The 22,932-nt window shown below is 65.1% G+C and carries 20 protein-coding genes and 1 tRNA gene; 12 read left to right on the top strand and 9 right to left on the bottom strand.

From position 1 onward, the window contains the following. Positions 1–138: 138 nt before the first annotated feature. From O5O53_RS10450 to O5O53_RS10435, 4 genes are all read left to right on the top strand, one after another. Positions 139–744: a hypothetical protein gene (locus tag O5O53_RS10450; RefSeq protein ID WP_269511889.1), complete on the top strand. Its 606-nt coding sequence runs from the start codon at positions 139–141 to the stop codon at positions 742–744. Then, positions 734–1,189 (top strand): hypothetical protein, encoded by a 456-nt coding sequence (locus O5O53_RS10445; protein WP_181888218.1) that lies wholly within the window; start codon positions 734–736, stop codon positions 1,187–1,189. Before O5O53_RS10450 ends, O5O53_RS10445 begins: the two co-directional genes overlap by 11 nt. A gap of 700 nt (positions 1,190–1,889) precedes the next feature. After that, entirely contained in the window at positions 1,890–2,249 is a 360-nt protein-coding gene (cmtR, locus tag O5O53_RS10440) for a Cd(II)/Pb(II)-sensing metalloregulatory transcriptional regulator CmtR (RefSeq protein WP_269511888.1), read from the top strand. After that, the gene (locus O5O53_RS10435; protein ID WP_269511887.1) at positions 2,249–2,848 is read left to right on the top strand and encodes a cadmium resistance transporter; all 600 of its coding nucleotides are present in this window, start codon (positions 2,249–2,251) and stop codon (positions 2,846–2,848) included. Before cmtR ends, O5O53_RS10435 begins: the two co-directional genes overlap by 1 nt. Before the next feature lie 320 nt (positions 2,849–3,168). Here the strand turns inward: O5O53_RS10435 and O5O53_RS10430 are convergent. From O5O53_RS10430 to O5O53_RS10410, 5 genes are all read right to left on the bottom strand, one after another. Then, a tRNA-Arg gene (locus O5O53_RS10430) sits at positions 3,169–3,245 on the bottom strand. A 211-nt stretch (positions 3,246–3,456) separates the two neighbouring features. After that, positions 3,457–4,131 (bottom strand): LutC/YkgG family protein, encoded by a 675-nt coding sequence (locus tag O5O53_RS10425; RefSeq protein WP_269511886.1) that lies wholly within the window; start codon positions 4,129–4,131, stop codon positions 3,457–3,459. Then, positions 4,132–5,685, bottom strand: a complete 1,554-nt coding sequence (locus tag O5O53_RS10420) for a LutB/LldF family L-lactate oxidation iron-sulfur protein (RefSeq protein WP_269511884.1) — start codon at positions 5,683–5,685, stop codon at positions 4,132–4,134. It abuts the gene before it with no gap. Next, positions 5,682–6,467, bottom strand: a complete 786-nt coding sequence (locus tag O5O53_RS10415; protein WP_181888230.1) for a (Fe-S)-binding protein — start codon at positions 6,465–6,467, stop codon at positions 5,682–5,684. The genes O5O53_RS10420 and O5O53_RS10415 overlap by 4 nt, the downstream gene beginning before the upstream one ends. 91 nt (positions 6,468–6,558) lie before the next feature. Beyond that, positions 6,559–8,229, bottom strand: a complete 1,671-nt coding sequence (locus O5O53_RS10410) for an L-lactate permease (protein WP_181888231.1) — start codon at positions 8,227–8,229, stop codon at positions 6,559–6,561. 166 nt (positions 8,230–8,395) lie between these two features. Here O5O53_RS10410 and argS point away from each other — a divergent pair, with 166 nt between their 5' ends. The 4 genes from argS (at position 8,396) to thrB (ending at position 13,793) form a co-directional block, all read left to right on the top strand. Next, entirely contained in the window at positions 8,396–10,048 is a 1,653-nt protein-coding gene (argS, locus tag O5O53_RS10405) for an arginine--tRNA ligase (protein ID WP_269511883.1), read from the top strand. Continuing rightward, a complete protein-coding gene (gene lysA, locus O5O53_RS10400; RefSeq protein ID WP_269511882.1) occupies positions 10,049–11,413 on the top strand; it encodes a diaminopimelate decarboxylase in 1,365 nt (454 codons plus the stop codon). It begins immediately after the preceding gene. An 86-nt stretch (positions 11,414–11,499) separates the two neighbouring features. After that, positions 11,500–12,852 (top strand): homoserine dehydrogenase, encoded by a 1,353-nt coding sequence (locus O5O53_RS10395; protein WP_269511881.1) that lies wholly within the window; start codon positions 11,500–11,502, stop codon positions 12,850–12,852. 11 nt (positions 12,853–12,863) lie between these two features. Next, positions 12,864–13,793: a homoserine kinase gene (thrB, locus tag O5O53_RS10390; protein WP_269511880.1), complete on the top strand. Its 930-nt coding sequence runs from the start codon at positions 12,864–12,866 to the stop codon at positions 13,791–13,793. Here the strand turns inward: thrB and O5O53_RS10385 are convergent, their stop codons facing one another. From O5O53_RS10385 to O5O53_RS10370, 4 genes are all read right to left on the bottom strand, one after another. Beyond that, complete coding sequence (locus O5O53_RS10385; RefSeq protein ID WP_269511879.1) at positions 13,794–14,828, bottom strand: HNH endonuclease signature motif containing protein; 1,035 nt, start codon at positions 14,826–14,828, stop codon at positions 13,794–13,796. Between the two features lie 132 nt (positions 14,829–14,960). Further along, the gene (locus tag O5O53_RS10380) at positions 14,961–15,101 is read right to left on the bottom strand and encodes a hypothetical protein (RefSeq protein ID WP_269511878.1); all 141 of its coding nucleotides are present in this window, start codon (positions 15,099–15,101) and stop codon (positions 14,961–14,963) included. Between the two features lie 331 nt (positions 15,102–15,432). Continuing rightward, on the bottom strand, positions 15,433–16,578 hold the full coding sequence (locus O5O53_RS10375) for a glycerol dehydrogenase (RefSeq protein ID WP_194989515.1): 1,146 nt from the start codon (positions 16,576–16,578) through the stop codon (positions 15,433–15,435). A 29-nt stretch (positions 16,579–16,607) separates the two neighbouring features. Continuing rightward, positions 16,608–18,338 (bottom strand): long-chain fatty-acid--CoA ligase, encoded by a 1,731-nt coding sequence (locus O5O53_RS10370; protein ID WP_269511877.1) that lies wholly within the window; start codon positions 18,336–18,338, stop codon positions 16,608–16,610. A gap of 276 nt (positions 18,339–18,614) precedes the next feature. On the opposite strand from O5O53_RS10370, the gene rho reads away from it, so the two are divergent. Genes rho through O5O53_RS10350 form a run of 4 tightly spaced genes read left to right on the top strand, consistent with a single transcriptional unit; the run spans position 18,615 to position 22,932 of the window. Continuing rightward, positions 18,615–20,339 carry a transcription termination factor Rho gene (gene rho / locus O5O53_RS10365; RefSeq protein ID WP_437177857.1) on the top strand — a complete coding sequence of 575 codons (1,725 nt, stop codon included), beginning with the start codon at positions 18,615–18,617 and terminating at the stop codon, positions 20,337–20,339. Then, positions 20,339–21,418 (top strand): peptide chain release factor 1, encoded by a 1,080-nt coding sequence (gene prfA, locus O5O53_RS10360; protein WP_181888238.1) that lies wholly within the window; start codon positions 20,339–20,341, stop codon positions 21,416–21,418. The genes rho and prfA overlap by 1 nt, the downstream gene beginning before the upstream one ends. Beyond that, positions 21,405–22,250, top strand: coding sequence for a peptide chain release factor N(5)-glutamine methyltransferase (gene prmC, locus O5O53_RS10355; protein WP_269511875.1), 846 nt, complete (start codon positions 21,405–21,407; stop codon positions 22,248–22,250). The genes prfA and prmC overlap by 14 nt, the downstream gene beginning before the upstream one ends. A 25-nt stretch (positions 22,251–22,275) precedes the next feature. Further along, positions 22,276–22,932 carry an L-threonylcarbamoyladenylate synthase gene (locus O5O53_RS10350; protein WP_239356187.1) on the top strand — a complete coding sequence of 219 codons (657 nt, stop codon included), beginning with the start codon at positions 22,276–22,278 and terminating at the stop codon, positions 22,930–22,932.

Genomic DNA, 22,932 nt, shown 5'->3' with positions numbered 1-22,932 from the left:
GAGCGGACAGCTAGGAGAACCCATGGCATACGTTCAAGGCGCACTGGCCCGGCTGTTACTCGATACCCACCCGAGCGTTACCCGAAACCCACCACACCGTTACTAAATACGTGGTCTAAACAAACGGCCCTCGCACATGTGAGCAAATACGCCGATGACTACACCGGCGAGATCATTGATCGCCACGGGAACTTCCGCCGCGGGTGTATCGGGATGATCCACTACATCCCGGAGGAGGCCTATGAGCGTCCCTGGTGGCGCGAACCCAACTTTCCGCTCAAAGGATGTATCGAGCGATTGGTCAATGCCGGTTGGATCACACGCGTGGACGGCGAAGAGTTCGACGGAGCGCTGATACTGAACACGTCGCGCCTGATCCGCCTGATGGACATTGCGGAGACGGAAATGGCGCAAAACCAGCACGTCATCGACTACGTGTACCTCCCGGACGGGACTGTCATCGACCCGCCGTGCGAAGACTTCGCTGACCCGCTGTTCTTACCGTTCGTTCGCTGGGCTGACCAGCTGTTCGACGGCGACTTCGCCCACACCCTGGCCGACGACGTCACCGACGCGACCACCCGCCTCCTGGACGCGCACCTTTCCATCGAACGCGACCACAGCTGGAAAGAAACCGATCCGGGCCGCTGGACACGCGCAATTGCGAACTGGAAGGACCACCATCTGGGCGATGGCAATTTCCGCATCCCGCCGCAGTGGAAGGTGACCGCCGATGATCGCTAACTCGAACCCCAACATGACCGCCGGCATGCTTCGCGCCGAAGTCGACCATTGGCGCGGCAGCGACGCTCCCGCCGAGTTCCTCGTGCTCATCGACCCACGCGACAACCCTCTGCTCACCCTGCTCCAGGTAGCCAAGCTGCACGCCGCCGACGCCCTCGAGCCGGGCTGCGACTACACCTTCGGCACCGTCGAGGACGCCTCCACCCGCTACATAGCGTTCACCTACAGCGGCAGCCGCGACGACTTCTGGCGCGGCCTCACCGTCGTCACAGAGCAGGTGATTATGGAAGCGGAAGAGCTTATCGACGAGCGCAGCCCCAGCCACCGCTCCTTCGCCCGCATGCTCATGTCGTACGGCCTGCCGCCGGTGGAAGTGCTGCCGCCTGTCGCCATGGACAGCGGCGGCCACGTGCTCGTCGACACCGAATGGGACGAGTTAGCTTAGGTGTAAAACCGCTGCTTGGAGCTTTCAGTAAACTTCCCGACCAGTTGTAGCGGGTTCGTGGCTACACCCCGGTTACACCGGGTTCCGACTCCGGTTACACGACAGACGTCAATTATATGACGTGAGCAGGAGCGCTCCTTAGAACGGGAAGTCAGGAAATTCCGCTTCCGCCTCTTCCTGCCTCTCGGCAAGCTCCACGCTCCACCGAACTTCGAGCCAATTCGGTTGCCTTGGGCGCGGCACAAATCGCACATGGGCCAATCATCTGAAACGAGCGTGGTTCAACCAAGTCTGCACCCTCGCCAGTGTTGTCTCCCTCGTTGTCCCTCTCGGCAATCCATCCGGCAAGGCTCTCCTTGGCGGCGCGAACCGTCGTCGAACCCCGATGTGTCCCCGCTGCAAACGGGAATCGAGTCGAGGCTGCGGATGAGGTAGATAAGTTTGTTCGAGCCTTCCCGGTTCAAGATGATGAGGCCATCGAGTTTTGTCCCGTTCGGATCATTGCTTGGGGCCTGAAAACCGATCTCCCGAACTATGCCAGGCTCGTGCGCAACTTGAATCTCGAGCTGGCGACGCTGTTTTCGCAACTTTGCCGGAATCTCTGCCATCTCTGCTCCTTCCACTGTCTCTTGAGCAGCACACACAGCTGCACCGCTACCCGGAACTTGACTAGTTCAGTGCTCGCTGTATAGTTCAGTGCATGCTGACTATTGCTTCGCGTCTCGACGTGATGAACCGCCTGGGTCGTGCACTGGCCGACCCCACTCGATCCCGGATCATCTTGACCCTGCTCGACCATCCCGCCTACCCGGCGGAACTATCCCGAGATCTGGACCTGACACGCCCGAACGTGTCCAACCACCTGGCATGCTTGCGCGATTGTGGGATCGTCGTCTCCGAGCCCGAGGGTCGTCGGACACGATACGAGATCGCCGATCCGCACCTGGCGCAGGCACTGACGACACTGGTCGATGCCACCTTGGCAGTAGATGAAGACGCCCCGTGCATCGATCCCGCCTGCTCGCTTCCCGGATGCAACGTAGCTGGGGTGGGCGCGTAATGCTCACCACGGTCTTGCAGGCGATAGGCCTGTTCGCAGCTACCAACATCGACGACATCATCGTGCTCTCCCTCTTCTTCGCGCGAGGGGCAGGCCAGAGCGGCACCACCGCCCGTATTCTGGCCGGCCAGTACCTCGGATTTGCCGGCATCCTCGTCGCCGCGATCCTTGTGACCATCGGCGCCGGAGCATTTCTGCCCCCGGCAGCCATCCCATACTTTGGTCTCATCCCGCTGGGCCTCGGCCTCTGGGCCGCATGGGAGGCCTGGCGCGGAGACGATGACGACGATGACGACGAGGCCAAGGTATCCGGCAAGAAGGTCGGCGTAGGGACAGTCGCAGGCGTCACTTTTGCCAATGGCGGCGACAACATCGGTGTCTACACCCCTGTATTCCTTAGTGTGGAACCTCTCGCAGTGGTCGCCTACTGCGTTATCTTCCTCGCGCTCGTTGCGGTCCTGGTGGCCCTGGCAAAGTTCGTCGCCACCCGCCCCCCGATCGCGGAAGTGCTCGAACGCTGGGAGGACATCCTCTTTCCCATCGTTCTCATCGGCCTCGGCATCGTGATCCTCGTCAGCGGCGGAGCCTTCGGGCTCTGACGTAGCGTCAGTGTTTCAAACGGCCCCGACCGGGCGCACCCCTCTCGGTTCAGACCCCAACAACTACCCGCAGCCAGTCCTGCGTGATCGCAGCAACAAGACCGCCATGGAGCGCTGCAAAAACCGCGCCACCAGTTGAACGAAGCCACAGCCTTTGAGTGCAAGCGCCTCTACTGTTCATCTACTACAGCTGCGACCAAGAAAAATGACCCCTCCGAACGAACGGAGCGGGTCATTTTTATGTTGGCGGCCAATTTCCTTTGGCCGGCGCGGGGTTTCGTGAAAAAATTGGAGTAGTTTCGTGAAACTCCCTGGTCAAGTGGTGTCCCCGACAGGATTCGAACCTGCGACCTTCGGTACCGGAAACCGATGCTCTAATCCACTGAGCTACGGAGACAATGTCGTCTAGATTAGCACTCGGATCCACAGCCAACGAAATTGGAACGAACCCTAGGGCGACTCCCAGCTTCACCCCATGGATTTGCAACACCTATATCGCATAATCATTGGTGCGCGCCGCGGGAACGGCGTGACACGGGAAACAATGACAGCGAAACGGCCGGCCCCGAAAGGGACCGGCCGTTTCGTTATGCCAGGCTAAGCGCCGGCTACTTCACAACCATCACGATGAGGTCGCGCGGGCCGTGCACGCCCTCGACGCGCACGAGCTCGATGTCGGAGGTCGCGGACGGACCAGAGATCATGGTCGCCGGGCGCTCCGGGTTGATGCGGGAAATCATCTCCGGCACGCCGAAGACGACCGTTTCCGGGCGCACGATGCAGATGTGGCGGTCCGGCACAAGGGACAGTGCGCGGCGGCCGCACACGTCGCCGGACTCCAGCACGATGGAGCCGGTCTGCGCGGAGGTGACCTGGGAATCGGTGATCACGGCATCGACGTCGGAAAGCTCACGCGGATCAGTGTCGTTGGAATCCGGGCGCGCGGTGCCAGCGAAGCCGTCGAAAAGCGAGGCGTCCAGGCCAGGTGCGTAGACGACCTCGTTGCACTTGCGGTCCGCGAGCACCTTGACGATGTCCTCGGCGAGGGTCGCCTCGGTGGTCTCCACAACGTCCGCCTTGTAGTCCACGAGGCGGTCGATGAGGATCTCGCGCAGCTCGTCTCCGGAGATGTCCGAGGAGGTGTTGTAGTTGCGCACCACCTCGACGTGCTCCGGGGTGTTGGACAGCTGCTGCGCGTCGCGGATGCGCTTGAGGATCTCGCGCTTGGCGTCCTCGTTGCGGGCGTCGCGCGGGGCAGAATTACCGGTTACTCGAGTAGTCATTTACTTGTCCTCTTCCTCGAAACGCTTGCCGGTGACCTTCTGGCCCTCCGGGATGCCCTGCTCGCGGGCCTCGGCCAGCAGACGCTCTGCCTCCTCGGAGCCCCACCACTGGCGGAAGGACTTCTTCGGCGGCACGGCGACATCGCGGTACTCGGTCCAGCCGGAGATCGGCGGCGGCATGAGGTCGATCTTGCCGTTGAAGCCGCCGAGCACGCGGCCCAGGGCCACCATGCGCACAAGCTTGTCCCACACGCTGCTGCGGCCCCAGACCTGAGAGATGGTCGTGAACGCGGCCTTCTCCAGGTGGTTCGGCTCGTTCTTCGCCTTCTGGTAGCGCAGCTCCAGCAGGATGTCCGTGATCGGGATCTTCACCGGGCAGACCTCGTTGCAGCGGCCGCACAGGGAGGACGCGTACGGCAGGGAGCCGTTCGGGTCGTCCGAGGAGTCGATGCCGGTCAGCTGCGGGGTGATGATCGCACCGATCGGGCCCGGGTAAGTGGAGCCGTAGGAGTGGCCGCCAGCACGCTCGTACACTGGGCAGACGTTCAGGCAGGCGGAGCAGCGGATGCACTTCAGGGCCTCGCGGCCGATCTCGCTGGACAGGGCGGCGGTGCGGCCGTTGTCCAGGAGGATGATGTGGAAGTTCTGCGGGCCGTCGCCCTCGGTCACGCCGGACCACAGGGAGGTGTACGGGTTCATGCGCTCACCGGTAGAGGAGCGCGGCAGCAGCTGCAGGAACACGCCGAGGTCCTCGAAGTTTGGCAGCAGCTTCTCAATGCCCATGACGGTGATCAGGGTCTCCGGCAGGGTCAGGCACATACGGCCGTTGCCCTCGGACTCCACGATGGAGACGGTGCCGGTGTCCGCGCAACCGAAGTTGGCGCCGGAGATGGCCACCTTGGCCTCCATGAACTGCTGGCGCAGGAACTTGCGGGCGGCCTCGGCCAGCTCCGCCGGGTCCTGGGTCAGGGTCTCGTCCGTGTTCGGCATCTTCGCGGCGAAGATGTCGCGGATCTCCGCACGGTTGCGGTGGATCGCCGGGACAAGGATGTGGGAGGGGAAGTCCTCGCCGAGCTGCACGATGAGCTCTGCCAGGTCGGTCTCCTGCGCGAAGATGCCGGCCTTGTCCAGCTCTTCGTTCAGGGCGATTTCCTGGGTGGCCATGGACTTGATCTTGACAATCTTGTCCTCGCCGGTGGCCTTGACCAGGTCCTGGATGATCTCGTTGGCTTCTTTGGAGTCGCGCGCCCAGTGGACGTGGCCGCCGCGTTTGGTCACGTTCTCCTCGAACTGCTCGAGCAGCTCGGGCATGCGGGAAGCGACGTCGCGCTTGATGGTGGAACCTGCCTCGCGCAGATCCTGCCAGTCGTCCACCTCGTCCACGACAGCCTGGCGCTTCACGCGGATGGTGGTGGTGGCGTACTGGTAGTTGCGGCGCTTGGTTACGTCGTTGAGCTCGTGGTGCGCAGCTTTTTGGAACTTCTCCTTGCCGCGCAGGTGGGACGGGCCGTTCGCGTACGGCGGCATGGTGGGTTGACCGAGTGCGACCTTCACAGCATCTTCTCCTTCTTGTATGCCGCGGACGTCGGGGTCAGCGGGTGCTCCTTGGTGGAGGCGAGGATCTCCGCCATGTGCACAGCGCGGATGCCCTGGTGCTGGCGGGACATTGCGCCCGCGATGTTCATCAGGCAGGAGGAGTCGCCGGCGGTGACGTACTCGGCCTGGGTGTCCTTGATGTGGCGCACTTTGTCCGAGACCATGGCGGAGGAGACCTCCGGCATCTTCACGGAGAAGGTACCGCCGAAGCCGCAGCACTCCTCGGAGTTCTGCAGGTCCACCAGCTCCAGGCCCTCGACGTGGCGCAGCAGCTCGGTCGGGCGGTCGCCGACCTTGAGGAAGCGCAGGGAGTGGCAGGAGGAGTGGTAGGTCACGCGGTGCGGGAAGAAAGCGCCCACGTCGTAGGTGCCTGCGACGTCAACGATGAATTCGGAGAGGTCGTAGGTCTTCTTCGACGCGGTCTTCGCGCCGTCGACAAGCGCCTTGGAGCCAAAGCGCTCTGCAAGCTCGACGTGCTGCTCACGCACGGCGCCGGCGCAGGAGCCGGAGGGGGCGACCACGTAGTCGATCGACGGATCCGAGAAGGCGTCGACGTAGGTTTCGATGATCGGAAGGGCCTGCTCTTTATAGCCGGTGTTCACGTGCATCTGGCCGCAGCAGGTCTGCTGTTCGGGAAAGACAACGTCGTAGCCCAAGCGGGAAAGCACAATGGCCGTAGCCTTGTGCGCGTCGGGGAAGAGGGCGTCGCCGATACAAGTAGAAAACAGCGCTACTCGCATGTTCGGACTCCTAAAATTGTGAGATCACAGGGAAAAATGAAAGCCCCCGCAGGCTGTGATGACCTCGAGGGCTCCGATATTCGGTTGTCAGTTACGGAACGACCGGCGCAAGCACGCTCAGAACGTTCGACTGAAGGAAGACTATCACGCACACTGCAACCAAGAAGCCGAAGCTCCAGCCGACGACATTCTTGAAGATCTCGGATTCCTTGCCCTCCATGTTCACCGCGGTGGCGGCGATGGCGAGGGACTGCGGGGAAATCATCTTGCCCACAACACCACCGGTGGTGTTGGCTGCCAGCATGAGGTCCGGGTTGAGCCCCAGGTTGTTCGCGGCGGTGACCTGCAGGTTGGCAAACAGGGCGTTGGCGGAAGTGTCGGAGCCGGTCACAGCCACGCCAACCCAGCCGAGGACCGGGGAGAAGAAGGCGAACGCCGGGCCGAGGTTGGCGAAGAACTCGCCGATGGTCACGGTCTGGCCGGAGTAGTTCATCACGTACGCCAGCGCCAGCACGAGCACGATGGTCAGCGCGGACCAGCGCATCTTCCACACAGTATCGGTGAATTCTTTGCCCACCTGGCCCCAGGTCAGGCTGTAGCGGCCGTTCTCGTTGAACACCATGTACGCCACGGACACGATCAGGGCGGAAATGACCAGCAGCGTGCCCGGGTTGTTGATCCAGGCGAAGTTGTAGTCGCTGTTGACGGTCTCACCTGCGGCGTCGAGAAGCTTGCCGTCCAGGCCCGGCCACGGGAAGGAGATCTTGAACTTGTTCAGCCAGTCCGGGATGGTGCTGCCCAGGTTGGCCAGACCGAAGATAACCACAACAACTGCGTACGGCATCAACGCCATCCACACACGGTGTCCTGGCAGTTCTGCTTCCTCGGTGCGCTCCGGGAGTTCGAGGCGCTGGCGCATCTCGTTGATGCCCTTCGGCTGCCAGAAGCGCAGCAGCAGGAACGCCGCGCCGAGCGCGACGATGCAGGCGACGACGTCGGTGAGCTGGTAGGCGAAGTAGTGGGAGGTCCACCACTTGGCCACGGCGAAGGTCAGGCCGATGGTGAACGCGGCCGGTGCGGTTTCGCGCACGCCGCGCTTGCCGTCGATGATCAGCGCGATGATGAAGGGGACGAAGAACGCCAGGATCGGGGTCTGGTTACCGATGATCGCCGCGATGTTCTCGGTCTGCTCGACCGTGCGGCCGCCGACCTCGCCGGCGGTGGTGATCGGAATGCCCACGGCGCCGAACGCGACCGGGGCGGTGTTGGCGAGCAGCACCACGGTGGCGGCCTTCAGCGGCGGGATGCCCAGCGCGAGGATCATGGTGGCGGTAATGGCTACCGGCGCGCCGAAACCGGCGAGCGCCTCAAGCAGGCCGCCGAAGCAGAACGCGATGAGCATCGCCTGGATGCGCACGTCGCCGTTGCCCATCTTGTCGAAGACCAGGCGCAGGTCTTCGAAGCGGCCGGAGGCGACGGTGATCTGGTAGAACCAGATGGCCGTCAGGATCACGAAGACGATGGGGAACAGGCCGAACAGGCCGCCGCGGAAGGCCGAGGAGATGGCCATGCCGGTGGGCATATTGAAGCCGAGGATGGCTACCAGCAGCGCAACAACGAGCGCGACGGCGCCGGAGGTGTGTGCGCGGGCCTTCAGGCCGAGCAGCATGATGAAGAAGGTGAGCAACGGCAGGGTGGAAACCAGTGCCGAAAGGCCCACGCTGCCACCGATTGCGTCGGTGAACACTTGGAATTGATCCATGGGGGAGGCTCTTTCGAGTCAGTACGGGCAATGACTGGGAAACAATATGCCACCATAACCCCGGAAGTGACCAATAGAGGGGTATTACTTTGGTGTGACCTATTGCACCGCGGTGCCTGTGGGCATGCTTCGTGCGGTGTCGGCGGGTGTTTTAAACTTGTGCCCCATGACGCCAGCTGAACTCGCAACCACCGTGAAAGAGGCCGCGACCCGCGTGCTCGCCGCCCACGACCTCGACGCCTCCGTCGTCCCTGAGACCGTGACCGTGGAGCGCCCCCGCAACCCCGAGCACGGCGACTACGCCACCAACATCGCGCTCCAGGTGGCCAAGAAGGCTGGCACCAACCCGCGCGAGCTTGCTACTTGGCTTGTCGACGACCTGTCGGCCAACCCCGCAATCGACTCCGCCGAGATCGCCGGCCCCGGCTTTATCAACCTTCGTCTGGCCGCCGGCGCGCAGGGCCAGCTCGTGGCGAAGGTACTGGAGGAGGCCGAGAAGTTCGGTCACTGCGACCTGTACGCGGACGAGAAGATCAACCTCGAGTTCGTCTCCGCCAACCCCACCGGCCCGATCCACCTGGGCGGCACCCGCTGGGCGGCGGTGGGCGACTCGCTCGGCCGCGTGCTCAAAGCCGCCGGTGCTGAGGTGACCCGCGAGTACTACTTCAACGACCACGGCGGGCAGATCGACCGCTTCTCCCGGTCACTGGTCGCCGCGGCGAAGGGCGAGCCCACCCCGGAAGACGGTTACGGCGGCGATTACATCCGCGAGATTGCCCAGGCGGTCGTCGAAAAGCATCCTGATGCTCTCGACGGCACCGACGCCGAGGTGCAGGAGACCTTCCGCGCGGCTGGCGTGGAGATGATGTTCGCGCAGATCAAGCAGTCCCTACACGAGTTCGGCGTGGACTTCGACGTGTACTTCCACGAGAACTCGCTGTTCGAGTCGGGCGCTGTGGACAAGGCCGTGCAGACGCTGAAGGACAACGGCAACCTGTACGAAAACGACGGCGCGTGGTGGCTGCGCTCCAGCGACTTCGGCGACGACAAGGACCGCGTCGTGCTCAAGTCCGACGGCGACGCCGCCTACATCGCCGGCGACATCGCGTACGTGGCCGACAAGTTCGACCGCGGCCACACCCTGGCCATCTACATGCTGGGTGCGGACCACCACGGCTACATTGCCCGCCTCAAGGCCGCGGCGCAGGCGCTGGGCTACAACGCGGACGCTGTCGAGGTGCTCATTGGCCAGATGGTGAACCTAGTGCGTGACGGCCAGGCCGTGAAGATGTCCAAGCGCGCCGGCACCGTGATCACGCTCGAGGACCTCGTGGACGCCATCGGCGTCGACGGCGCGCGCTACTCGCTGGTGCGCTCCTCGGTGGACTCCACCCTGGACATCGACCTGGACCTGTGGACGAAGCAGTCCTCCGACAACCCCGTCTACTACGTGCAGTACGCCCATGCCCGCCTGTGCTCCATCGGCCGCAAGGCGGAGGAAGCTGGTGTGTCCTTCGCTGACCCGGACCTGGCGCTGCTCACCCACGACAAGGAGGGCGACCTCATCCGCACCCTTGGCGAGTACCCGGCCGTCGTGCGCGCCGCCGCCGAGCTGCGCGAGCCGCACCGCATCGCCCGTTACACCGAGGAGCTGGCCAGCGCGTTCCACAAGTTCTACGACTCCTGCCAGATCCTGCCCAAGGCCGGCGAGGACGCGGAGCCGATCCACACCGCGCGCCTGGCGCTGGCGATGGCGTCGCGCCAGGTCGTCGCAAACGCCCTCGGCATGATCGGCGTGAGCGCACCGGAGCGGATGTAAATGACCGTTTTTGTCTCCACGCCCTACGAGAAAGACAGCGGCGACTTCAACGACCTGCCCGCACACGTCTGGCCCCGCTGCGCCAAGCGCGAAGAAGATGGCGTGGTCACCATCGCCGGTGTGCCCCTTTCCGAGATCGCCGCGGAGTACGGCACCCCGGTCGTGGTCATCGACGAGGACGACTTCCGCTCCCGCTGCCGCGACATGGCCGCCGCGTTTCTGGCGCCGGGCAATGTGCACTACGCCTCCAAGGCGTTTCTGACCCGCCGCGTGGCGCGCTGGGTGGATGAGGAGGGCCTCGCCCTCGACGTGGCCAGTGAGAACGAGCTTCGCATCGCTTTGGCCGCGGACTTTCCACCGGAGCGCATCACCGTGCACGGCAACAACAAGTCGGACGAGTTTCTGCGCCTGTGCGTGGAGTCCAAGGTCGGCCACGTGGTCATTGACTCGCACCAGGAGCTGGCTCAGCTCGAGGCCGTCGCGAAGCAAGCTGGCGTGAAACAGGATGTCTTCGTGCGCGTGAAACCCGGCGTGGACGCGCACACGCACGAATTCATCGCCACCAGCCACGAGGACCAGAAGTTCGGCATCTCGCTCGCGACTGGCGACGCGCTTTCCGCCGCCACCGCAGCCATCGCATCCGAGTGGCTGGAGCTGACCGGCCTACACTGCCATGTCGGCTCCCAGGTCTTCGACGCCGAGGGCTTCAAGCTCGCCGCCGAGCGTGTGCTGGGCCTGTACGCCGAGATCTGGAAGACACAAGGCGTGGCGCTGGGCTACCTTGACCTCGGCGGCGGCTACGGCATCGCCTACATGCCGGGGGAGTCGCCCCTGGATGTCAACGCTGTGGCGCGCGACCTGCTCGCCGCCGTCCAGGAGGTCGCCGACGAGCTGGGCATCGCCGCGCCCACCGTGGTGGTCGAGCCCGGCCGCGCGATCGCCGGCCCGTCCGCGGTTACCGTGTACACCGCCGGCGTGATCAAGGACGTGGACACCTCGTACACCACCTCGCGCCGCTACATCGCCGTCGACGGCGGCATGAGCGACAACATCCGCCCCTCGCTGTACGGCGCGCTTTACGACGCCCGCGTGGTCAACCGCTTCACCGATGGCGCCCTCACGGACACGCGCCTGGTGGGATCCCACTGCGAGTCCGGCGACATCCTGGTGGAGGAGGCCTCCTGGCCCGACGACATCGCCCCAGGCGACCTCATCGCCCTCGCCGCTACCGGCGCCTACTGCTACTCGATGGCCTCGAACTACAACGCGTTCGGCCGCCCGGCGGTGGTTTCCGTGCGCGGCGGTGAAGTCACGCCGATGGTGCGTAGGGAGACGGTCGAGGATCTCATTGCCCGCGAATATTAATTGACCGTCGGTGCCATTTGCGCGATAGTAGACAAAGCGGTTCACCGCTGATCCCCGCCACGTACGACGAAGGAGCTACACGCAACATGACTTCCGCCACCGCCGAGGGATACAACGGCAACTACCCGGGCAAGGGTATCGGCACCCCCGTGGGTATCGCTGTGCTGGGCAAGGGCACCGTCGGTACCGAGGTGCTGCGCCTGCTGTCGGAGTTCTCTTCCAGCTTGGAGCACCGAATTGGCAGCCCGATCGAGGTGAAGGGTGTCGCGGTATCGGACGTCGAGAAGCACAAAGATGCCTCTGAGGTCCAGGGCCTGTACTTGACCGGGGATGCGCGCGAGCTGGTCACCCGCGACGACGTGGACATCGTGGTCGAGCTGATCGGCGGCATCGACTACCCGCGCGAGCTCGTGCTGGAGGCGCTCAAGGCGGGCAAGTCCGTGGTCACCGCGAACAAGGCGCTGGTGGCCGCCCACAGCGCTGAGCTTGCCGACGCCGCCAATGCCGCCGGCGTCGACCTCTACTACGAGGCGGCCGTCGCCGCCGCCATCCCGGTGGTGGGCATGCTGCGTCGCTCGCTGGCGGGCGACCAAGTGCAGAGCATCTCCGGCATCGTCAACGGCACCACCAACTTCATCCTCGACGCCATGGCCTCCAACGGCGCGAGCTACGAGGAAGCGCTCGCCGAGGCCACCCGCCTCGGCTATGCGGAGGCCGACCCGACCGCGGACGTGGAGGGCCACGACGCCGCATCCAAGGCCGCGATCCTCGCCTCCATGGGCTTCCACACCCGCGTGACCTTCGATGACGTGTACTGCGAAGGCATCACCAAAATCACCGCCGACGACATCGAGGCCGCGAAGAAGTCCGGCCACACCATCAAGCTGCTGGCCATCTGCGAGCGGCTTGTCGACGACGCCGGCAACACCACCGGCGTCAACGCCCGAGTCCACCCGACGCTGGTGCCCAACGAGCACCCGCTCGCCTCCGTGGACAAGTCCTACAACGCCATCTTCGTAGAGGCAGAAGCAGCAGGTCGACTCATGTTCTACGGCAACGGCGCCGGCGGCGCCCCCACCGCATCCGCAGTGCTCGGCGACCTCGTCGGCGCCGCCCGCAACAAGGTCCACGGCGGCCGCGCCCCGGCCGAGAACCCCTACGCGGACTACCCGGTCGTCGCGTTTGAGCAGGTGACCACTCGCTACACCATCAACATGACGGTCAACGACCGCGTCGGCGTGCTCGCCGACCTCACCGCCCGCTTCGCCAAGGCAGGCATTTCCCTGTCCGCGGTGCGCCAGGAGGAGTCCGGCGACGAGGCCCACCTGATCGTTGTCACCCACGCCGCGCTCGAGGAGGACCTCAAGGCGATCGTGGAACAGCTTTCCGGCCACGACGACGTGCTCGCCGTCAACTCCGTCATCCGCCTCGACTCCTAAGGTTTCCGTCTATGGCTATCGATCTGCAGCCCGGCCTGAAAGTCAAGGTCACCGTCCCCGGCTCGTCGGCGAACCTGGGCCCCGGCTTCGACACCCTCGGCATCGCGCTGAGCATCTACGACACCGTTGAGGTGGAGGTCACCGAATCCGGCCTCGAGGTGGAAATCTTTGGCGAGGGCGCCGACGACCTACCCCGCGACAGCTCCAACCTCGTCGTCCGGGCCATCCAGTCCGGCTTGTCCGCCGCCGACGTCTCCGCGCCCGGATTGCGCGTGGTGTGCCACAACACCATCCCGCAGTCCCGCGGCCTCGGCTCCTCCGCCTCGGCCGCCGTCGCGGGGGTGGTCGCCGCCAACGCGCTGGCAGGCTTCCCGCTGGACGAGGATGCGGTCGTGCAGCTGTCCTCCGAGTTCGAGGGCCACCCCGACAACGCCGGCGCGTCCGCCCTCGGCGGGGCAGTAGTGTCCTGGACGGACATCCCCGTCGACGGCCAGTCCAAGCCGTCTTACCGCGCCGTGCGCATCCCGGTGGACGAGTCAATCAAGGCCGTCGCCCTCGTTCCTGATTTCCACGCCTCCACCAACGCCGTGCGCAAGGTGCTGCCCAGCCACGTCACCCACACCGACGCACGCTTCAACGTCTCGCGCACCGCAGTGATGACGGCCGCGCTGCAGCATCACCCGCAGCTGCTCTTCGAGGGCACCCGCGACCGCCTCCACCAGCCGTACCGCGCCGACGTCCTGCCGGTGACGGCTGAGTGGGTCAACCGCCTGCGCAACCGCGGCCACGCCGCCTACCTCTCCGGCGCCGGCCCGACCGCGCTGGTGCTCACCACGACCGAGGTGGAGCCTTCGCTTCTCGACGAAGCCCGTTCCGCCGGCCTCCGCGTCATCGAACTCGACGTCGCAGGCCCAGCCACCGCGGAGCTCGTGCGCGACTAACTATTCCGCGAACGAGTCACCCGGCGTAACTGTGTCGCGCAGCGGACCAGTGTGGTCGCGCGTCCTCGTCGGCAGGGAGCGGTTCCTAGACACATACTGCGTTCCGTCCTGAAGTCGGAAGTACAGGTCAGGGCCGTGCGGCTGAATATAGGCGAGTCCGTGGCTAATCTTTGCGTGGCAGCTCGAGCACAGTGGGATCAGGTTGTCCATGTTCGTCTCGCCACCTTCTTCCCATTCCCGGATGTGGTGGATCTCGATGAAACGCTTGTGGTTGCAACCGGGCATCGCGCACTGGTGGCCCCAGGCCGTGAGCAAGGCGAGCACCTGGGCGTCCGTGGCGAAGCGGCGGGACCGGCCGACGTGGATAGTCAGTCCTTTCTTGTCTAGCAGGTGCAGCCGAACATTCGCGTTTGCGATGTAGCTTCGAACCTCCGCTGAGCGAGCCGAGGTGTTCTGCGGCATCCATGCCCCGCCGTCCTCCGTGAGCACAATATTGACGTGGGCGCCCGGTGCGCGCAGGGCGCTGACTGGGTTCGTACGCACCATCTCCATCATGGCAACAAAAGCGGGGTAGAGGTCCTTCCTTTCCGGATTGCCGTAGCGGGACGGGGGCCGCAAGATGCTGTCCATGTCCAACTTTGTCCGTGGGCGTTCTGTTTCCACCGTCTCGTCTGCAGGGCACGCCTCCGGTTCGTTTTCTACTGCGTCAATGAGCCTCTCTAGCTCCTCTGGGTCTGCAAGCTCGTCCACATCGGGGAGTTCTGCGCAGTAGTTCGCCAACTGCGCGAGTTTCAGCGCGCAGAGCAGCGCCTGGCCCTGGACAGCCGGAAGCAGTGCGCGGAAATCGAGCATGCCGTCCGTGCGAAACTTCGCGGTGACCACTGGTTCCTCCGGCTCCCGTTCCTCGGCGGGATCGCTGCCGGCAAGGACCTGCTCGAGTTCGGAGTAACCGTGAATTAGAGCGAGGTCTACCAGTTCTTCCTCGTTCTGCTCGTGCATGTAGCGCAGCAGCAGGCGCATGGTGGAGTAGGGCATGATGCCGGAGCGAAACGTCTCATACAGCAGGCGGAATCTGCGAAGACCCCGGGAGACGTGGACGTATTCGTAAGCCGTGGCCGTGGCAAGGTTGAGCTCGCGTTTGAGCCAGGTGGCGGTGGATGTCTCACCTCACTGGGAGGCGATGTCGGCTTCATCGAGTTGGCCGAGGGCGTTAAGCATTTCGGCGCGGTGGAAGTGGGAATTGCGGTGGTGGTGCTTTAGCTCGTCGATAAGCAGAGATGTGCGCTTGGTTTCGATGGCTGCTGTCATGGCAGGTCCCCCGGGGATGGTTTGGCGGTTGCTGTTTGGCGTCGAGCGTAAACGCAAAAATGTTCGATATAAAGGATTTTTGTGTTTATTTTAGTGGACATCTGGGGGCGGATCCTGCAATTGCGGAACCATCTCAAGTGCACATTTAGGGAAATGTCCGATTGTGTCCGATCGTTCCGCAACTGCAGAATGGAAAATGGAAAATGGAAAACGGGGGTATGTTCGATATGTCCGGTTGTGTCCGAACGTTCTGCAATTGCGGAAACAGGCATAAAAACGGGCATAAAAAGGGGCCGCACGACAGCATCGTGCGGCCCCGGATCGCGCGAGCTTAGTGCTTCGCCTCGTACTTCTTCGGTTCCGGCAGGCCGCGCTCTTCGCGGACGCGGCGGGCGGTGTGCTCGAGGGTGATCAGCGCCTCGACAACCTGGGCCGGCTCGACCGGGAACGGCATGTTGTGGATGGTCTCCTCTTCGGCGGTCGCGGCCTTGGCAACAGCCTCGAGGACGTCGGTGTCCTCGGGGGACAGGCCCACCTCAGTCAGCGTGGTAGGCAGACCGACCTTGGTGGTGAACTCGATGAAGTCTTCGATCTCCTCGGAGTCGGCGCCCTCCATGATCAGCTGGGCGAGAGTGCCGATGTTGACCTTCTCGCCGTGGGAGAGGCCGTGGGTTTGCTCGGCGGCGGACAGGCCGTCGTGGATGGCGTGGGCCGCGGCCAAGCCGCCGGACTCGAAGCCGAGGCCGGACAGCAGGGTGTTCGCCTCCACCACGGCGTCAAGCGCCGGGGTGACTACGCCTGCGCGAACCGCATCGAGGGCGGCGAAGGAGTCCTTGCGCAGAATGTCAGCGCACAGCTCTGCAAGAGCAGCGCCTGCGCGAGTGGGGTGGCCGCCGTTCATGGTGGTGCCGTTGCCCCTTGCGGTCGCGCGTGCCTCCACCCAGGTAGCCATGGCGTCGCCGATGCCAGCGACGAGGAACTGCTCCGGGGCGCCGGCGACCAGCTGGGTGTCGATGAGCACCAAGTCGGGGTTGCGGGGGAAGAAGCGGTATTCGTCGAAGGCGCCGTCCTCGGTGTAGATCACCGAAAGCGTGGAAGTCGGAGCGTCGGAAGACGCCGCGGTGGGCACCGAAGCCCAGCGGATGTCCGCCTCGAAGCCGGCGGCCTTCGCGGAGTCGATGGCGGAGCCGCCGCCGAGGCCGACCACCACGTCGTAGTTATTGTCCTTGATCAGCTTGACCGTGTCGTCGACACGCTCGGCGGTTGCGAAACCTTCGAACTTGACGCGGTTGACCGGGAGGCCTTCCTTTTCAAACCCGTCGGTGAGGGACTGTTCGACGAGGCCCCACACCGTGTCGTCGGAAAGCAGCAGCGGGTTCTCGCCGAGCTGCTTCAGGTACTTGCCCAGCTCGTGGATGGCATCTTTGCCCTGCACGTAGCGGGATGGACTGGAGAAAATGCTTGGCTTTGCTGTCATGCCCCTCCATCGTACCGTGACTTTTCGCTTTACGACGTCGCCTTCGGCCGGCTGCCGGGGCCGGGCAAGGCGATGATGTCGAACTCGTCTTTGGCGAGGTGCTTGCGCAGGTCCTTCTTGTCGAACTTGCCCACGGACGTCTTGTCGATGGAGTCCACGAACGTCCAGTATTCGGGCGCCATCCACTTCGGCAGCACGTCGGCGAGCCCGGCGCGCAGGCGGGCGGCGGTCTCCGCGGTGGGGGCGACCTCGGCGGTCAGCTTGGTCACCGCGAGGGGGCGCTCGCCCCACTTGTCGTCGGGAATGCCGATGACGGCGCACTCGATGACTTCTTCGGACTCCATGATCAGGTTCTCCACCTGGGCGGAGTAAATCCATTCGCCGCCGGAGCGGATGACGTCGCGGGCGCGGTCGTAGAGCGTGAGGAAGCCGGCGTTGGTCACGGTGCCCACGTCGCCGGTGCGTAGCCAGCCGTCGGCGGTGAAGTGCTCGCGCTCGTCGTCGACATCTTCGCCGCGGAAGCGCGAGGCGATCTCGCCGGGCTCCTGGGTGGGCGAGTGGTAGTAGCTGGCGGCGACCATGTTGCCGCGGACCTGGATCTCGCCCTGGGTGAGGTCGGTGGGCGCCATGACTTGGCCGTCGTTGACCACGCGGTACTGCAGGGTGGGGGCGAAGCGGCCCTGGGAGACGCGGTAGGCCCAGCGGGCCTCACCCGACGCGCCCGACGGCGGCCGCGCCACGGTGCCGACGGTGGACGTCTCGGTCATGCCCCACACGTGCACGACGTCCACGCCGTAGCGCTCCTCCCACACCTTGATCAGTGCGGGCGGGGCGGGGGAGCCGCCGACGAAGATCTCCTGCAGGCTCATGCGCTCGGGCGGGTTATGCAGGTAATGCACCATCAGCTGGATCCACAGGGTGGGCACGCCGTGCGCCACGCGAGGGTGGGTGCCGGCGATGAGCTTGGCCAGGGTGGGCGCGGACATGTCCGAATCCGGCAGCACCAGTGGAGTGCCGGCCAGAAACGCGGCGAGCGGCACGCCCCAGCTGAGCACGTGGTAGATGGGGATGCAGCACAAAAACGTCTCGCCGTGTGTCACGGCCAACGAGTCTGTGGCGCGCAGGCCCGTGGCCTCCAACCACAGGGAGCGGTGCGAATACGCCACGCCCTTCGGGGCGCCGGTGGTGGCGGTGGAGTACACCAGCGCTGCGGCGGTGTTTTCCGGCAGTTCGGGCCATGGGTAGGACGTGGGCCGGCCGTCGAGAAGCTGCTCGTAGCTGTACACCTGGACTGAATCGGGGAGGTGCGAAGCTGCGTCGTCGAGCGGGGCGATGCCTGTGAACGCCACAGCGCGCACGGTGGGGCAGTCTCGCAAGATCGTGCCCAGCTTCTCCGCCAGGCGAGGGTCCGCGACAACAACCTCGGACTCGGAGTGGTTGACCACGTACGCGATCTGATCCGCCATGAGCTGCACGTTCAACGGGTTGAACACCGCGCCTTTCGCGGCGACGGCGAACATGACCTCGATGTGCTCCGCGCAGTTGTACAGCAGCGTGGACACGCGCTGGTCGCCGTCAATGCCGAGGTCGCTGTGCAGCGCGTGCGCAAAGGCCGCGGCGCGCGCGCCAATCTCGGCGAACGTAGTCTCCTCCGCGCCGGATGCGCGCCACGTCGTGCACTTCGTGTTGGCGTGGGCGGTGGTGCCGAACTCCAAAATCCTGGCGACGGAGAACGGCACCTCCTGCATCGTTGAAAGCATGCAGGCCATGTTAGCGCGGGCCTGATTAGCGCAGGGCCTTCTATGCGCTACACTTCTGCGTGGATCGTGCGAATTGCACCCGTCCCGGAACTTTTCCGGTCGAGGGTGTTGGCGGAGCAACCGGGAGGAACGTTTCCCCGGGCCCGCGGGATCCGTAAGACCGCACACGACCGCTACCGGTGCATGCAAACGCGAATATCTGCGCGAATAAGCAGCTGGCTTAGCGACGAAAGGAAACACGTGACCGAAACCGGCACCGCGGCCGACCTCGCCGCAATGAAGATTCCGGAGCTGCGCAAGCTCGCCGCCGAGAAGGGACTCAAGGGGATCTCTGGGCTCCGCAAGGGGGAACTCATCCAGGCCATCGTCACCGGGCAGGTGCCGCGCAAGGACGGCGCCGCCGAGAAGCCGGTGGAGAAAGCGGAGAAGGCTGAGAAGCCGGCCGAGCCAGCTGAGAAGCAGCAGCCTGGCGACGACGACGAGTCCCGCGGGGCGTCGCGCTCCGCGGCACGCCGCGCCCGCCGCAACCGCGCGCGCTCGCAGCACGACGAGCAGCAGGGCGGCGAAAACCGGGACAACCGGGACGAGCAGGACAACCGCGACGAGCAGGACGGCAACCAGGAGCGCGGCAACAACGACCGCGGCGGCCGCAACAACCACGGCGGCAACAACAACCACGGCGGAAACAACAACGACGACCACCACGGCGGGGGACGCCGGGGCCGTCGCGGGCGCCGCAACCGTAACCGCAACCGGGACCACAACAACGGCGGCGGCAACAACGGAAACAACGGCAACAACAACGACAACCAGAACTTCAACCCGGAGGACCTGCAGGATGTCGCGGGTATCGCGGACGTGCAGGACAATGGCTCCGCGTTCATCCGCACCACCGGCTACCGCCAGTCCAACGCGGACGTCTACGTGCCGCAGAAGCTGGTGCGCCAGTCCGGACTGCGTTCCGGCGACGCGGTGACGGCGCAGGTGCGCGCGAACGGCCAGTCCCACTCGCAGGGCAACGGCCGCAACCGCCGCAGCTACAACCAGGTCGTGCGCGTGGATTCCATCAACGGCCAGACCACGGAGGCGGCGAAGGCGCGCAAGGAGTTCCACAAGCTCACCCCGCTGTACCCGAACCGCCGTCTGCGTCTGGAAACTGAGCCGAAGATCCTCACCACCCGCGTGATCGACCTGGTCATGCCGATTGGTAAGGGTCAGCGCGCGTTGATCGTCTCCCCGCCGAAGGCCGGTAAGACGACGATTCTGCAGAACATCGCCAACGCGATCGCCACCAACAACCCGGAGTGCTACCTCATGGTGGTGCTGGTGGACGAGCGTCCGGAGGAAGTCACGGACATGCAGCGCAGCGTCAACGGCGAGGTGATTGCCTCCACGTTCGACCGCCCGCCGTCAGAGCACACCGCCGTGGCCGAGCTCGCAATCGAGCGCGCGAAGCGCCTGGTGGAGATGGGCCAGGACGTGGTGGTCCTGCTGGATTCCATCACCCGACTGGGCCGCGCGTACAACAACTCATCCCCGGCGTCCGGCCGCATCCTCTCCGGTGGTGTGGACTCCAACGCGCTGTACCCGCCGAAGCGTTTCCTGGGCGCCGCCCGCAACATCGAGGAGGGCGGCTCGCTGACGATCATCGCCACCGCGATGGTGGAGACCGGCTCGGCCGGCGACACGGTGATCTTCGAGGAGTTCAAGGGCACCGGCAACGCCGAGCTCAAGCTGGACCGCAAGATCGCGGAGCGCCGCGTGTTCCCGGCTGTGGACGTCAACCCGTCCGGCACCCGCAAGGACGAGCTGTTGATGAGCCCGGAGGAGGCGCGCGTGATGCACAAGCTGCGCCGCATCCTCTCCGCTCTGGATCCGCAGCAGTCCATTGACATGCTGATCAAGCAGCTGAAGAAGACGAAGACCAACGGCGAGTTCCTCATCGGCGTGGCCAACTCTGCACCGATGGCGCAGACCGAGATGGAGGAGGACTACTCCTAATGGCAGACAAGACGCAGGTTTCGCTTGTCGACGACTACGTGGCCGAATACCAGGGCATCCAGGCCCAGATGGGCGACCCGGAGGTCGCGGGCGACCAGGACCAGTTCCGCAAGCTGTCCAAGCGCTACGCGGAGCTGCAACCGATTATCAACGTCTACAACGACCTGACCCAGGCGCAGGAGGACCACGAGGCCGCCGCCGAGATGGCCAACGAGGACAAGGAGTTCGCCGAGGAGGCCAAGCGCCTCGAGGGCGAGATTGTCCGCCTGGAGGAGGAGCTGGCCGACCTGCTCGCGCCGCGCGACGAGCACGACGGCGACGACATCATCATGGAGCTCAAGGCTGGCGCCGGCGGCGAGGAAGCCGCGTTGTTCGCCGGCGACCTGGCGCGCATGTACCAGAAGTACTGCGAGAAGCACGCCCTGACCTGGGAGGTCCTCGACGTCGCAGAATCCGATCTGGGCGGCGTGAAGGACATGACCGTCGCGGTCAAGTCCAAGAACCCGTCGCGCGACGGCGCCTGGTCCAAGCTGAAGTTCGAGGGCGGCGTGCACCGCGTGCAGCGCATTCCCGTCACCGAGTCCCAGGGCCGCATCCAGACCTCTGCCGCCGGCGTGTACGTCTTCCCGGAAGCCGACGAGATTGAAAGCGTCAACATCGACGAGAAGGATCTGCGCGTCGACGTGTACCGCTCCTCCGGCAAGGGCGGCCAGGGCGTGAACACCACCGACTCGGCCGTGCGCATCACCCACCTGCCCACCGGCATTGTGGTGACCTGCCAGAACGAGCGCTCGCAGATCCAGAACCGCGCCCGTGCCATGCAGGTGCTGCAGGCCCGCTTGGACCAGCTCGAGCGCGAGAAGCAGGAGGCGGAGGAGGCCGAGGGCCGCGCGTCCCAGGTGCGCACCATGGACCGCTCCGAGCGCATCCGCACCTACAACTGGCCGGAGAACCGCATCTCGGACCACCGCATCAACTACAAGTCCAACAACCTGGATTCGGTGCTGGACGGCAACATGGACGACCTCATCACGGCGCTGCAGACCCACGAGCGCCAGGAGCGTCTTGAAGCAGAGTAGCGTCCGCTCCCAGATCGCGAGCGCCACAAACACGCTGCGCGAGGCGGGCGTCGACTCGCCTGAGGTGGATGCGCGCCTGCTTGCCGCGCACGTGCTCGGCGTCGCGCCGATGCAGCTCATGTTCGCCGATGCGCCGGCGGACTTCGGCGGGCGCTACACCGAGCTCGTCGACCGCCGCGCCGGGCGCGAGCCGCTGCAGCACATCACCGGCACCGCGCCGTTTTACGGCGTCGACCTCGCCGTCGGCCCCGGCGTGTTCATCCCCCGGCCCGAAACAGAGGTCCTCGCCGAGTGGGCGGTGCGGAAGCTTATCGACGCACCTCCGGCTCCCACCGTCGTCGACCTCGGGTCCGGCACCGGAGCCTTAGCCATAGCGGTGGCCCGCGACAGGCCGGATGCGATCGTCTACGCGGTGGAACGCTCGGAGACCGCGCGCGCTTATCTGCAGCGCAACGTCGAAAAACAAGCGCCCCAGGTCAAGGTGGTGGCGGGGGACATGACCGACCCGGAGCTGCTCGCCGGGATCGGCGCGGACGTGGTGGTGTCCAACCCGCCGTATGTGCCGGAGACGCTTCAGTTACAGGCGGAGGTCTACGCGGACCCGCACGAGGCAGTGTTTTCGGGCGCAGACGGGATGGCGGCGATTCGCGGGCTCGTGCCCGTCGTCAAGCAAATGCTCAAAGATGGGGGAGCGGTGGGCATCGAGCACGACGACACCACCTCCGAGGCTGTGCAGGCCGAGCTGCGCGCCGGCGGTTTCGCGGACGTGCGCCCGCTGGAGGACATGACTGGGCGGGCTCGGTTTGTCACGGCGAGTAAGCTAGCCCGGTAACTGCCCGACGGCCAAGGAGCGAACATTGAGGGAAACGTACGACTGCCTCGACCCGCAGAAGCGCATCGAAGGCGTGCGCGCGGCCGCCGACGCCGTCCGGGCCGGCCGCTGCGTCGTGCTGCCGACGGACACCGTGTACGGCATCGGCTGCGACGCGTTCAACAACGACGCCGTGGAAACACTTCTGGCCACCAAACGCCGCGGGCCCGACATGCCGGTGCCGGTGCTGGTGGGCTCCTGGGTGACCATCCAGGGGCTCGTGCGCGAATTCACCGAAACCGCCAAGACGCTGGTTGAGGCGTTTTGGCCGGGTGGGTTGTCCATCGTCGTGCCCGAGGCACCCAGCCTGCCGTGGAACCTGGGCGACACGCGCGGCACCGTGCTGCTGCGTATGCCGAACCAGCCGCTGGCACTCGAGCTTTTGCAGGAGACCGGGCCGATGGCCGTGTCCTCCGCCAACATCTCCGGCAACCCGCCGGCGACCACCGCCGCCGAGGCGCGGCAGCAGTTCGGCGACGCGGTGCCCATCTACCTCGACGGGGGCACGGCGGAGATCGGGGAGCCGTCCACAATCATCGACATTTCCGGGCCCGTGCCGCGGATCTTGCGCGAGGGGGCGATCTCCGCCGAACGCATTGGTCAGGTCTTAGGGCTTGACCCGGAGAGCTTGCGGAGGAAGTAG

The sequence above is a fragment of the Corynebacterium faecium genome (genome assembly GCF_027257105.1).
In the GTDB taxonomy this organism is placed as follows: domain Bacteria; phylum Actinomycetota; class Actinomycetes; order Mycobacteriales; family Mycobacteriaceae; genus Corynebacterium; species Corynebacterium lehmanniae.
This window is presented reverse-complemented; position numbering and strand designations above follow the sequence as displayed.